Annotated in this window: 9 protein-coding genes; 8 read left to right on the forward strand and 1 reads right to left on the reverse strand. The window is 74.8% G+C overall.

Translation table 11 applies throughout. From position 1 onward, the window contains the following. Positions 1 to 26 precede the first annotated feature (26 nt). The 8 genes from AB0K65_RS26670 to AB0K65_RS26705 all read left to right on the forward strand — a co-directional run bounded on the left by AB0K65_RS26670 (position 27) and on the right by AB0K65_RS26705 (position 11,918). Positions 27 to 476: a GNAT family N-acetyltransferase gene (locus tag AB0K65_RS26670; protein ID WP_365720772.1), complete on the forward strand. Its 450-nt coding sequence runs from the start codon at positions 27 to 29 to the stop codon at positions 474 to 476. A gap of 232 nt (positions 477 to 708) precedes the next feature. Continuing rightward, entirely contained in the window at positions 709 to 2,352 is a 1,644-nt protein-coding gene (locus tag AB0K65_RS26675; protein ID WP_365720774.1) for a class I adenylate-forming enzyme family protein, read from the forward strand. Then, positions 2,349 to 4,346 carry an FAD/NAD(P)-binding protein gene (locus AB0K65_RS26680; RefSeq protein WP_365720776.1) on the forward strand — a complete coding sequence of 666 codons (1,998 nt, stop codon included), beginning with the start codon at positions 2,349 to 2,351 and terminating at the stop codon, positions 4,344 to 4,346. Before AB0K65_RS26675 ends, AB0K65_RS26680 begins: the two co-directional genes overlap by 4 nt. Beyond that, the gene (locus AB0K65_RS26685; RefSeq protein WP_365720778.1) at positions 4,343 to 5,788 is read left to right on the forward strand and encodes an adenylosuccinate lyase family protein; all 1,446 of its coding nucleotides are present in this window, start codon (positions 4,343 to 4,345) and stop codon (positions 5,786 to 5,788) included. The genes AB0K65_RS26680 and AB0K65_RS26685 overlap by 4 nt, the downstream gene beginning before the upstream one ends. A gap of 62 nt (positions 5,789 to 5,850) precedes the next feature. After that, positions 5,851 to 7,269, forward strand: a complete 1,419-nt coding sequence (locus AB0K65_RS26690; protein ID WP_365720792.1) for a nitrate/nitrite transporter — start codon at positions 5,851 to 5,853, stop codon at positions 7,267 to 7,269. After that, a complete protein-coding gene (locus AB0K65_RS26695; RefSeq protein ID WP_365720780.1) occupies positions 7,262 to 9,472 on the forward strand; it encodes a molybdopterin oxidoreductase family protein in 2,211 nt (736 codons plus the stop codon). Before AB0K65_RS26690 ends, AB0K65_RS26695 begins: the two co-directional genes overlap by 8 nt. Beyond that, on the forward strand, positions 9,469 to 10,809 hold the full coding sequence (locus tag AB0K65_RS26700; RefSeq protein WP_365720782.1) for an FAD-dependent oxidoreductase: 1,341 nt from the start codon (positions 9,469 to 9,471) through the stop codon (positions 10,807 to 10,809). Before AB0K65_RS26695 ends, AB0K65_RS26700 begins: the two co-directional genes overlap by 4 nt. Next, positions 10,806 to 11,918 (forward strand): FAD-dependent oxidoreductase, encoded by a 1,113-nt coding sequence (locus tag AB0K65_RS26705; RefSeq protein ID WP_365720784.1) that lies wholly within the window; start codon positions 10,806 to 10,808, stop codon positions 11,916 to 11,918. Before AB0K65_RS26700 ends, AB0K65_RS26705 begins: the two co-directional genes overlap by 4 nt. An 80-nt stretch (positions 11,919 to 11,998) precedes the next feature. Here AB0K65_RS26705 and AB0K65_RS26710 read toward each other — a convergent pair. Continuing rightward, positions 11,999 to 12,286, reverse strand: a 288-nt coding sequence (locus tag AB0K65_RS26710) for a chorismate synthase (protein ID WP_365720786.1), incomplete at its 5' end; no start/stop codon positions are given.

A 12,286-nucleotide genomic window follows, 5' to 3' on the forward strand; every position in this document is an offset into this window, starting at 1 on the left:
GCATTACGGCCCTAGGGTGGCTGTTCATGGAATTGTCATTGACCGATCTGACACCGGACGATCCCGCCATGGTCACCGACGTCGGCCCCCTGATACGGACCCTGCGCCCCGGCCTCGACGCCGCCGCCTTCCTGGAGTTCGCGGCCGCGGCCCACGGCCAGGGGCTCGTCTTCACCGCCGCCCACGATCCGGCCGGCCGCTGCCTCGGCGTGGCCACCCATCGCGTTCTGGCCACCAGCCGGGGCAGGCTGCTCTTCGTCGACGACCTCGTCACCGCGCCCGACGCCCGATCGGCCGGCGTGGGCGCGCGGCTGCTCGGCGCGCTGCGCGACCGGGCCCGCGAGGCGGGGTGCGTGCGGATCGAGCTCGACACCGGCATCACCAACCACCGGGCACAACGCTTCTACCACGCACAACGGATGAACATCACGGCCTTGCACTATGCGCTGGACACCGATCCGCGTGACCGGACTTGACGGACCCTGATTCGCTCCGTTGACCCCACCCCGGGAGCCTCAGCAGTATCCCGTCCCGAGAACGGCGAAAAATACGCCCATTCTCCGTCCGCTCCGTCCGCCATTTTCCGACCGCCTTTCTTCACCCGCGCGTTCCGGCGGGAGCGGCCCGCGCGTTCTCGCGGGAGCGGTCCGAATTCGCCTTGCCGATCAGAGTCGATCTCGGCATTTCTACCGACGAAAGCCTGGGGACATGCTGCTGCAGCGTATTGGAAACCGTGGTATCCGCCTGGGCACGCTGTTCGAGCGAGCGGCGTCCCGCCACCCCGCGAACGTGGTGATCCTCGACCACGACCTCGACATCGCCCCCGGGCTCGGGCGGCGGATGACGGTCGCCGAGGTCGCGGATCTCATCGACGACTTCGCGTCCCGGCTGTGGGCGGCGAAGGTGCGGCCCGGCGAGCGGGTCGTCGTCTACAAGTCCGACGGCTTCGACATCACGCTGCTCTCCTGCGCCATCGCCCGCGTCGGGGCCGTGCCGGTCCTCCTCTCCCCCAAGCTGGACGGCGCGACCGCCACCGAGCTCGTGCGGCGCACGGACCGGCCGTTCCTGCTCACCGACGCGGTCAAGCTGGAGAAGGACCTGCCCGCCGAGGTCTTCGATCTGGCGGGGAAGGTGCTGCTCGCCTCCGGCGTCCACGAGGGCGCCACGGAGCTGGCCGCACTGGCGGGCGTGCCCCGGGTCCCCGCCGTGACGATGCCGCCCGAGCACCCGACGCTGATCACCCACACCTCGGGCACGACGGGCACACCGAAGCTGGCCGTGCACACCGGCCGGACGCTGCAGGCGCGGTACCGCCCGCAGGCCTCCGCGATCCTGCCCCTGATCCGGGACCGCGAGACGATCGCCATGCACGTGTCCTTCGTGCACTCGCGGCTCTTCACCGCCCTCGCGATCTCCCTGCTGCGCGGGTTCCCGATCATCGTGCTCGCCGACCCCGACCCGAAGCAGGCCGCGGACCTCTTCGCCCAGCTGAAGCCGGGCATCCTGGAGGCGCACCCCAACTCCTTCATGGAGTGGGAGGAGCTGGCCAAGGACCCGCGGGGCCCCCTGTCCAACGTCAAGCTGTTCTCCTCGACCTTCGACGCCATCCACCCGCGGACCGTGCACACGCTGCTGCGCGCCACCAAGCGGCGGGCGCCGCTCTTCGGCCAGCTGTACGGCCAGAGCGAGATCGGCCCGGCCGTGGTCCGCGCCTTCACCCGGCGCCGCTCGCTCGACGACGACGGACGCTGCGTCGGCCGCCCCTTCCCGGGCATGACGGACGTGCGGGTGGTGAGCCGAGACGGCAAGGAGCCCTCGCAGGACAATCCGGGCTACATCGAGGTGCGCAGCGACGGCCGGATCGTCACCTACCTCGGCGAACAGGACCGGTACGACCAGCAGGTGTCAGCGGACGGCTGGTGGCGGATGGGCGACGTCGGCTACCGCACCAAGTGGGGCTGCGTGCACCTGCTCGACCGCGAGGTCGACCTGATCGAGGGCTTCGGCTCCACGCTGGCCGCGGAGGACACCCTCTTCGGGAAGCTGGAGGAGCTGACCGAGGTCATCATCATCCCCGGCGAGGACGGCAGGGCCGTCCCCGTCATCTGCACCAAGGACGACCGGCCGCTGGATCCGGCGGCCTGGAAGGCGGCCACCGCCTCGCTGCCGCCGATGGCCGAGCCGGTGCACCGGCGGCTCGGCGAACTGCCGCAGACCGCCACCACCAAGATCAAGCGGCTGGAGCTGGCGCGTCTGCTGGCAGCGACCGGCCCGACGGACACCGCCCGCCCGGGCGGCGCCTCCGACACGGCGTCCCACACCACCGCATCGGCCATCGAGGAGCGAGCATGAGCGACAACCACGCCGAGTACTGCATCGTCGGCGCCGGACCCCGCGGGCTGTCCGTCCTGGAGAGGCTCTGCGCCAACGAGCGGCTCGCGCCCACCCACCGGACCGTGACCGTCCACGTCGTCGACCCGGCCGCGCCGGGCGCCGGGGCGGTCTGGCGCACGGAGCAGTCACGGCACCTGCTGATGAACACGGTGGCCTCGCAGGTGACGGTCTACACCGACGCCAGCGCGCGGATCGAGGGCCCGATCGAGCCCGGCCCCAGCCTCCACGAGTGGGCCGGAGAACTCGCCGCCCTCACGGACGCGGGCGCCTCCGCCGACGGCTACGACGCCGCCACCCTGGAGGAGGCGCGCCGGCTCGGTCCGGACGACTACCCCTCCCGGGCCTTCTACGGCCGTTACCTGCACGACTGCTTCCAGCGGGTGATCGCCCGCGCGCCCGCCCACATCACGGTCCGCGTCCACCGCTCGCGGGCGGTCGCCATGGCCGACACCCACGGGGTGCCGGGCGGGCCGCAGGGCGTGCGTCTCGAGGACGGCACCCGCCTCAACCACCTCGACGGCGTCGTCCTCGCCCAGGGCCACGTGCCGGCCCGCCTGACGGCCCGTGAGGCCCGTACGGCGAGCCTGGCCCGGATCCACAACCTGCGGTACGTCACGCCCGCCAACCCGGCCGACCTGGACCTGAGCGGTGTCGAACCCGGTCAGCACGTGCTGCTGCGCGGGCTCGGGCTCAACTTCTTCGACCACATGGCGCTGTTCACGGCCGGGCGGGGCGGGACCTTCGAGCGGCGGGACGGGCGGCTCGTCTACCTCGCCTCCGGGCGGGAGCCGAAGCTCTTCGCGTCCTCCCGGCGCGGGGTGCCCTACCACGCGCGCGGAGAGAACCAGAAGGGCGCGTACGGCCGCTACCTTCCGCAGCTGCTGACCCCGGAGTTCATCGAGCGGCTGCGCGCCCGCAACGTCGACGGTGAGCGCGTGAACTTCGCTCAGGACCTGTGGCCGCTGATCTCCCGGGAGGTGGAGAGCGTCTACTACGGCACGCTCCTCGACTCGCTGGGGCGCGGCGCCGAGCGCGAGGAGTTCACCGCCCGGTACCTGGCGGCGGTCGACGAGTCCGAGCGGACGGCGCTGGCGGTGGAGTATGGGATTCCCGAGCCGGACCGGTGGGACTGGGAGAGGCTCTCCCGGCCTTACGGGGAGCGGAAGTTCACCGGCCGGGACGACTTCCGCGCCTGGCTGCTGCGCCATCTGGAGCAGGACGTGGCCGACGCGCGGGCGGGCAACGTGCACGGTCCGCTCAAGGCCGCCCTGGACGTGCTGCGGGACCTGCGCAACGAGGTCCGGCTCGCCGTCGACCACGGCGGTCTGGAGGGGAACTCGCACCGGGACGACCTGGAGGGCTGGTACACCCCGCTCAACGGCTTCCTGTCGATCGGTCCGCCGGCCTCCCGCATCGAGGAGATGATCGCGCTGATCGAGGCGGGTGTCCTGGAGGTGATGGGGCCGGGCACGCAGATCCGGCTCGACGCTGCGGCGCCGTCGTTCGTGGCCGCGTCGGACACGGTGCCCGGGCCGCCGGTGCGCGCCTCGGTGCTGATCGAGGCGCGGCTGCCGGAACCGGACCTGCGGCGCACCCAGGACCCGCTGCTGCAGCACCTCCTCGGCACCGACCAGGCGACGCCGTACCGGATCGCCGGTTCCTGCGGCACGTCGTACGAGACCGGCGGGCTGGCCGTGACCGAGCGGCCCTACCGCGTGGTGGACGGCCGTGGCCGCCCGCACCCGCGTCGGTTCGCCTACGGCGTGCCGACGGAGTCGGTCCACTGGGTGACGGCGGCCGGCATCCGGCCGGGTGTCGACTCGGTGACCCTCGGCGACTCCGACGCGATCGCCCGGGCGCTGTGCGCGCTGCCGCCGGCGGCGCAGGTCCCGGCCGGGGTGCGGCCGGTGCCGGAGGGCTCCTCGGCGGAGCTGTCCGGGGTGATCGTGTGACCCGCCCATGGGAGGACGTGGGTCTCCTGTCGCCGGTGCGGGCCGGGACACCGGTGGAGTCGGCGGTCGGTGACCGCGCGTGGCTCCAGGCCATGCTGGACGCGGAGGCCGCCCTGGTCCGGGCCCAGGCCCGGCTCGGCACGGTCCCGGATTCCGCGGCCCGTGCCGTCTCCCACGCGGCGCGGGCCGAGCGCCTCGACGTCCGCGCCCTGGCCCTGGCGGCCCGGGAGACGGCGAACCCGGTCGTCGGCCTGGTCCAGGCGCTGACCCGGGTGGTCGCCGAGGACGATCCGGAGGCGTCGGAGTACGTCCACCGGGGCTCGACGAGCCAGGACATCCTCGACACGGGCGCGATGCTCGTCGCGAGCCGGGCGCTGCGGCTGATCCGCGCGGACCTGTCGCGGACGGCGGTGGCGCTCGCCTCCCTCGCCGAGCGGCACCGCGACACCCTGATCGCCGGCCGGACCCTGAGCCTGCACGCGGTCCCGACCACGTTCGGCCTCAAGGCGGCGGGCTGGCGCGCCCTGGTCCTGGCCGCCGAGGAGCGTCTGGCCGGGGTGCAGGAGTCCCTGCCGGTCTCCCTGGGCGGCGCGGCGGGCACGCTGGCGGGGTACGTGGAGTACGCCTCCCTGGCGGCGGGGCCCGGGACCACGCCGGGTGCCCCCGCGGGAGGCGGCGACGCGGCGGACGGCGCCCTAGACGTCGGGGCGTATCACGAGCGGCTCCTGGAGGCGTTCGCCGACGAGACCGGGCTGAGCACCGCGCCGCTGCCGTGGCACGCGCTGCGCGCCCCCGTCGCCGATCTCGCCTCCGCGCTGGCGTTCGCGACCGGTGCGCTCGGGAAGATCGCCGTCGACGTGCAGTCGCTCGCCCGGACCGAGGTCGGCGAGGTCGCCGAACCGGCGGGCCGCGCGGGGCGCGGAGCGTCGTCCGCGATGCCGCACAAGCGGAACCCGGTGCTCGCCACCCTGGTCCGCTCGGCCGCGCTCCAGGTGCCGGCCCTGTCCGGGGCGTTGGCGCAGTGCCTGGTCACCGAGGACGAGCGGTCCGGCGGGGTGTGGCACGCGGAGTGGCAGCTGCTGCGGGAATGCCTGCGGCTGACGGGCGGGGCCGCCCACACCGCCGTCGAGCTCACCGAGGGGCTGGAGGTGCGGGCCGAACGGATGCGGGACAACCTGGCCCTCACCGGCAGCCGGATCGTCTCGGAGCGGATCGCGGCGGTGCTGGCCCCCCGGCTCGGGAAGGCCGCCGCGAAGGAGCTGCTGACCTGGGCGTCGGTGACCGCGGACCGGGACGGCCGCCCGCTCGCCGACGTGCTGGCGCAGGCCCCCGAGCTGTCCGGCGTCATGGACGCCGCCGAGGCGGCCTCGCTGTGCGACCCGGCCGCCTACACGGGTGCGGCGGGCCCCCTGGTGGACCGCGCGCTGAAGGGATCGCCGTGAACACCCCGTCCCCCGCGAACCCCCCGGGAGCGCCCGGTGCTTCGGGCGCCTCCGGCCGGGGCGTGAGCCCCTCGGGCGCCTCGGCCCGAGGGGGCGGCCGCGGTGGCGGCCGCGGTCGTCGGCTCGAGGAATGGGACCCGGAGGACGTCCGGTTCTGGGAGACCCGCGGCAAGCGGATCGCCCGGCGCAACCTCGCGCTGTCCATCGCCTCCGAGCACATCGGGTTCTCCGTCTGGTCGATGTGGTCGGTCCTCGTGCTGTTCATGTCGCCGCGCATCGGGCTGCCCTTCACACCCGGCGAGAAGTTCCTCCTGGTCGTCACGCCCACGCTCGTCGGAGCGGTGCTGAGGATCCCGTACAGCCACGCCGTCACCCGCTTCGGCGGCCGCGACTGGACCGTCTTCGCGACCGCCGTCCTGCTCGTGCCCGCCTGCGGCGCCGCGTACTTCGTGCAGCGCCCCGGCACGCCCCTGTGGGTCTTCCTCCTCATCGGCGCGCTCGGCGGGACGGGCGGCGGCAACTTCGCCTCCTCGATGACGAACATCACCGCCTTCTTCCCCCAGCGCCACCAGGGCTGGGCCCTCGGTCTCAACGCGGGCGGCGGCAACATCGGCGTGGCCGTCGTCCAGATCCTCGGTCTGCTGGTCATCGCCACCGCCGGCGACACGCACCCCTCCTACGTCGCCGCGTTCTACCTCCCCCTCATCGTGACGGTCTCGCTGCTCGCCGCCCTGCGGATGGACAACCTCCCGCGTCCGGACCGCCCGGCGAAGGGGGCCTGGGGCGAGGCCGTGCGGTGCGCGCACACCTGGTGGATCTCGCTGCTCTACATCGGCACCTTCGGCTCGTTCATCGGTTACGGCTTCGCCTTCGGCCTGGTGCTGCAGACCCAGTTCGGCTCCACGGCCCTCGAGGCGGCGTCGTACACCTTCCTCGGGCCGCTGCTCGGATCGCTCGCCCGGCCCCTGGGCGGGCGACTGGCCGACCGGTGGGGCGGAGGCCGCGTGACCGCCTGGACGTTCGTGGCGATGGCCGCCGGGACCGGCGGCCTGCTCCTGGCCTCCGCACGCGGCTCGTTCGCCCTGTTCGTGGGCGGCTTCACCGTCCTCTTCGTGCTCACCGGCATCGGCAACGGCTCCACGTACAAGATGATCCCGGCCGTCTTCGCCGAGCGGGCCGGCCGCGAGGTCACCGACGGCCGGGACGCCCTGGACGCCTTCGCCCGCGCCCGGCGCCTGTCCGGCGCGGTCATCGGGATCGCGGGCGCGGTCGGGGCGCTCGGCGGAGTGGCGGTCAACCTCGCCTTCCGGGCGGCGTACGGCTCCGAGGGCGGCAGCGGCGCTCCCGCCTTCGTCGCCTTCCTCTGCTTCTACGCCCTCTGTGTGGCGGTCACCTGGGCGGTGTACCTGCGGACACCGCGCGCCTCCGGGGGCGCGGTCGGGGACCCGGCGCCGCGGCGGTCGGGGGTCAGCCGTGTCTGATGCCTCCCTCACCCGCCGCACCGTCCACACCCACTGTCCGTACTGCGCCCTGCAGTGCGGTACCCGGCTCGGCAACGGTCTGGGCGAGGTCACCGTCACCCCGTCCGACTTCCCCGTCAACCAGGGCGGTCTGTGCCAGAAGGGCTGGACCGCGCCCGACGTGCTGGCCGTGAGCGACAGGCTGCGCACCCCGCTGGTGCGGGGCGCCGACGGCCGTCTGGTCCCGGCCGGCTGGGACACCGCCCTCGACCTGGTCGCGGGGCGGCTCCGGGATATCCGGCGGGAGTCCGGCGCGGACGCCGTCGGCGTCTTCGGAGGCGGTGGGCTCACCAACGAGAAGGCCTACCTGCTGGGGAAGTTCGCCCGGCTCGCGCTGGGGACCAGCCGGATCGACTACAACGGCCGCTGGTGCATGTCGTCGGCGGCCGCCGCGGGCAACGCGGCCTTCGGGATCGACCGGGGCCTGCCCTTCCCGGTGACGGACCTGGGCCGGGCGGACGTGGTGCTGCTCGCCGGGGCGAACCCGGCCGAGACGATGCCGCCGCTGATGCGGCACCTGGACCGGGCGGCGCTGATCGTCCTCGACCCGCGCCGTACCCCGACCGCCGAGCGGGCCGCGCTGCACCTGCGGCCCGCGCCCGGCACGGACCTGGCGCTGGCGCTCGGGCTGTTGCAGCTGGCCGTGCTCGACGGGCGGGTCGACCACTCCTTCGTACGGGAGCGGACGAACGGCTTCGACGAGGCGTGGCAGCGGGCACTGCCCTGGACACCGGAGCGGACCGAGCGGGTCACCGGGGTGCCGGTCGACGCCCAGCGCAAGGCGGTCCGGCTGCTCGCCGACGCCCGGCGGGCGTACATTCTGACCGGGCGGGGCGCCGAGCAGCACAGCAAGGGCACGGACACGGTGTCGGCCTTCGTCAATCTGGCGCTCGCCCTGGGGCTCCCGGGCCGCGAGGGCAGCGGGTACGGCTGTCTGACCGGCCAGGGCAACGGCCAGGGCGGTCGCGAACTCGGGCAGAAGAACGACCAGTTGCCCGGCTACCGCATGCTCGCCGACCCGGAGGCCCGGGCCCACGTGGCCGGGGTGTGGGGGGTGGACGCCGCGTCCCTCCCGGGCCCGGGTCCGACCGCGTACGAACTGCTCGACTCGCTCGGCACGCCCCACGGCCCGCGCGCCCTGCTCGTCCTCGGCTCCAACCCGGTCGTCTCGGCGCCGCACGCCGGGCACCTCGCCGAGCGGCTCGCCGCGCTGGACCTGCTGGTGGTCGCCGACTTCGTGCCCTCGGAGACCGCGCGGATGGCCGACGTGGTCCTGCCGGTGACCCAATGGGCGGAGGAGGAGGGCACGATGACCAATCTGGAGGGGCGGGTGCTGCGCCGCAGGGCCCTGCTGGACCCGCCGTCGGGCGTACGGAGCGACCTGACCGTGCTGCGCGAGCTGGCCGTACGGCTCGGCGAGCCGGCCGAGCGCTACCCGGACCGGCCCCAGGAGGTCTTCGAGGAGCTGCGCCGGGCGACGGCGGGCGGCCGGGCCGACTACTCGGGCGTCAGCTACGAACGGCTCGACGCCGGCGAGGCGCTGTACTGGCCCTGCCCGGCCGTGCCGTCGGGCGCGGCGCACCCGGGGACGCCCCGGCTCTTCCTCGACGGCTTCGCGCACCCGGACGGGCGGGCGCGCTTCGTGCCGGTCGAGCACCGCGACCCGGCCGAGGTGCCGGGGGCGGACTTCCCGCTGTACGCGACGACCGGCCGGGTGCTCGCCCACTACCAGTCCGGGGCGCAGACCCGGCGGGTGCGGCGGCTGACGGACGCCGAGCCCGAGTCGTACGTGGAGATCCATCCCGACGCGGCCGCCCGCGCCGGCGTCGAGGCCGGCGGGTTCGCCCGGGTGGTGTCGGCGCGCGGGACGGTGGTGGCGCGGGTGCGTGTGGTGGAGGGGATGCGGCCGGACACGGTGTTCGTGCCGTTCCACTTCTCGGGGGACGGCCGGGCGAACCTGCTCACCAGTGGGGCTCTCGACCCGCGGAGCGGGATGCCGGAGTTCAAGGTGAGCGCGGTGCGGGTGGAGCCGGTCGGCGCCGTGGTCGACGATCCGGCGGACACCGGCGGCGCGCGCGGGGACGCGGTGGCGGGAGACGGACGCGCGGGCGCGGCGGGCGCGGTGCGCGCCGGGGCCGTACGCGACGGGTCGGTGGGCCGATGAGTCGGATCGTCGTCGTCGGCAACGGTCTCGCCGCGCACCGGCTGACCTCGCGCCTCGCGGCTCTCGGCCACGACGGGCCGGTGACGGTCCTCGGCGCCGAACCGGGGCCCGCCTACCAGCGCACGCTGCTCGGTTCGGTGCTCGACGGCAGTCTGCCCCCGGGCGCCCTGACGCTGCCTCCGCATCCGGAGGGCGTACGGGTCAGGACGGGTGTCCGGGTCACGGCGGTCGACCGGCCGAACCGGGCCGTCCGGTGCGCGGACGGGACGTCGCACGACTATGACGCACTGGTCCTGGCGACCGGGGCGCGGTCGAGCGGTGACGTCCACACGCTGGCCGACTGCGCCCGCCCCGTCCGGGGGCGGGTGGCCGTGATCGGCGGTGGCGTCCTCGGCGTGGAGACCGCGACGGCGCTGCGGCGGCTCGGTCACCGGGTGGTCCTGGCGCACGCGGGGCCGTACCCGATGCACCGCCACCTCGACGAGGTGGCGGGCCAGTTGCTGGCTGCCCGCCTGGAGCAGGAGGGCATCGAGCTGCGGCTCGGCGCGTACGTCCCGCCGTCCGGCTCGCTCGGGGCGGACGCGCTCGGGGCCGACACGGTCCTGCGCTGCACCGGGACCGCCCCGGACACCGTCCTGGCCCGCGAGGCGGGCCTGGCGGTCCGGCAGGGCGTCGTCGTGGACGAACGGCTGCGCACGAGCGACCCGGCGGTGTACGCGATCGGCGCCTGCACGGGCCCGTCGGACCTGACGGGCACGATGGGGCAGGCGGAGACGCTGGCCGTCCTCCTGACGGGCGGCGAGGCGCACTGGCTCCCCGCGGCGCGGATCGTACGCCCGCGGGTGCCCGGCCTCGACCTGGCGTGCGTGAGCGCTCCCCCGCCCGGGCCCGCGGAGTCCACGCCGACCGGGCACGCGCCGGCGGCCGGGCCCGACGAGGTGGTGACCTTCTCGGACCCCGCCCGGGGGCGGTACGCCCGGATCGAGGTCCGGGACGGCCGCGTCGCCGGGGCGGTGCTCGTCGGTCTTCCCGAAGGGATCGCCGCCGTCGGGCAGTTGTGCGCCGAGGCGCGTCCCGTGCCCGGCGACCGGCTCGCCCTGCTGCTCGGCGGCCGTCACGAAGGGAGCGGGGACGATCCGGCGGCGATGGCCGACGACGCCGTGCTCTGCCACTGCAACAACGTCAGCAAGGGAGCCGTCGTGCACGCCTGGCAGAACGGGGCACGGGACGTCGGGGCGGTGGCCGCGGCGACCCGGGCCACCACCGGCTGCGGCGGCTGCGCCGACGCGGTCCGCGCGGTGTGTGCCGCGCTGCGCGTCCCGGAGGGGGTCGGATGAGCCGCCGGACGCTCGTGGTCGTCGGATACGGGCCGGTCGCGCACCGGCTCGTCGCGGAGGTCCGGGCACTGGACCGGACCGACGGGTGGCGGATCGTCGTGCTCGGCGAGGAGCCGCGCGGCGCCTACAACAGGGTCGCGCTCTCCTCGCTCGTCTCCGGCCTGACGCCCGCCGATCTGGCCCTGCCGGCCCCCGACTTCCTCGTGGACGTACGTCTCTCGACGACCGTGACGGAGATCGACCGGGAGCGGCGGACCGTGCGTTGCTCCGACGGAACGCGGCACCCCTACGACGCGCTGGTCCTGGCCACCGGATCCCGGCCCTTCGTGCCGCCCGTGCCGGGGCACGACCTGCCGCACTGCTTCACGTACCGCACGGTCGAGGACATCGACGCGATCCGGGCGGCGGCACGCGCCGGCCGCCCCGGCGTGGTCATCGGCGGCGGGCTGCTCGGCCTGGAGGCCGCCGACGCGTTGCGGCACCTCGGGATGCGCCCCCACGTGGTGGAGGCGGCTCCCCGGCTCATGCCGCTCCAGGTGGACACGGGCGGCGGCCGGCTGCTCGCCTCGCTCGTGCGGGACCTCGGCGTCGAGGTGCGCTGCGAGGCGGCCACCGTCTCCGTCGAGGAGCACGGCGTCCGGCTCGCCGACGGTACGGAGATCGAGGCCGGACTCGTCGTCTTCTCCGCCGGGATCCGGCCCCGGGACGAACTCGCCGCCGCCACGGGGCTGGCGACCGGGGAACGGGGCGGTTTCCTCGTGGACGACCGGCTGCGCACGGACGACGAACGGATCTGGGCGGTCGGCGAGTGCGCCGCCGTCGAGGGCCGCTGTCACGGGCTGCTCGCCCCGGGCCACCGGATGGCCGCGGCCGTGGCCCGTCAGCTCCTGGGTCTCGACCACCCGCCGTTCGCGGACACCGGTCAGCCGACCCGGCTCAAGCTGCTCGGCATCGGGGTCTCCGGTTTCGGTGACATCCACGCCCGTACGGAAGGGGCGATCGAGTTCAGCGAGGACGACCGGGCGGGCGGGCGCTACCGGAAGCTGGTCCTGGCCCCGGACGGCCGGACCCTCCTCGGCCGTGTCGAGGTGGCGACGGCCGGCACCTGAGCCGCACGGACCGTCGCGACGCGAAGCGCCCCGCCGGGCCTGAGGGCCGGCGGGGCGCTTCGCGTCGTCTCCCGCACGCCTCAGCGGGGGAAGACCGACTCCTGGTAGGAGCGGATGTTGCGGCGGGTCTCCGGGACGCTGTCACCGCCGAACTTCTCCACGACGGCGTCCGCGAGGACGAGCGCGACCATCGCCTCGGCGACGATGCCGGCGGCCGGGACCGCGCAGACGTCGGAGCGCTGGTGATGGGCCTGCGTCGCCTCGCCGGTGACGACGTCGACGGTGGCCAGAGCGCGCGGCACGGTGGCGATCGGCTTCATCGCCGCCCGCACCCGCAGCAGTTCACCCGTGGTCAGACCTCCCTCGGT

The organism is Streptomyces sp. NPDC053755 (assembly GCF_040677675.1).
In the GTDB taxonomy this organism is placed as follows: domain Bacteria; phylum Actinomycetota; class Actinomycetes; order Streptomycetales; family Streptomycetaceae; genus Streptomyces.

Excerpts from the sequence above, each read along its gene's own strand:
- AB0K65_RS26705 (WP_365720784.1), top strand. The coding sequence starts at position 10,806 with ATGAGCCGCCGGACGCTCGTGGTCGTCGGATACGGGCCGGTCGCGCAC.
- AB0K65_RS26680 (WP_365720776.1), top strand. The coding sequence starts at position 2,349 with ATGAGCGACAACCACGCCGAGTACTGCATCGTCGGCGCCGGACCCCGC.
- AB0K65_RS26670 (WP_365720772.1), top strand. The coding sequence starts at position 27 with ATGGAATTGTCATTGACCGATCTGACACCGGACGATCCCGCCATGGTC.
- AB0K65_RS26675 (WP_365720774.1), top strand. The coding sequence starts at position 709 with ATGCTGCTGCAGCGTATTGGAAACCGTGGTATCCGCCTGGGCACGCTG.
- AB0K65_RS26700 (WP_365720782.1), top strand. The coding sequence starts at position 9,469 with ATGAGTCGGATCGTCGTCGTCGGCAACGGTCTCGCCGCGCACCGGCTG.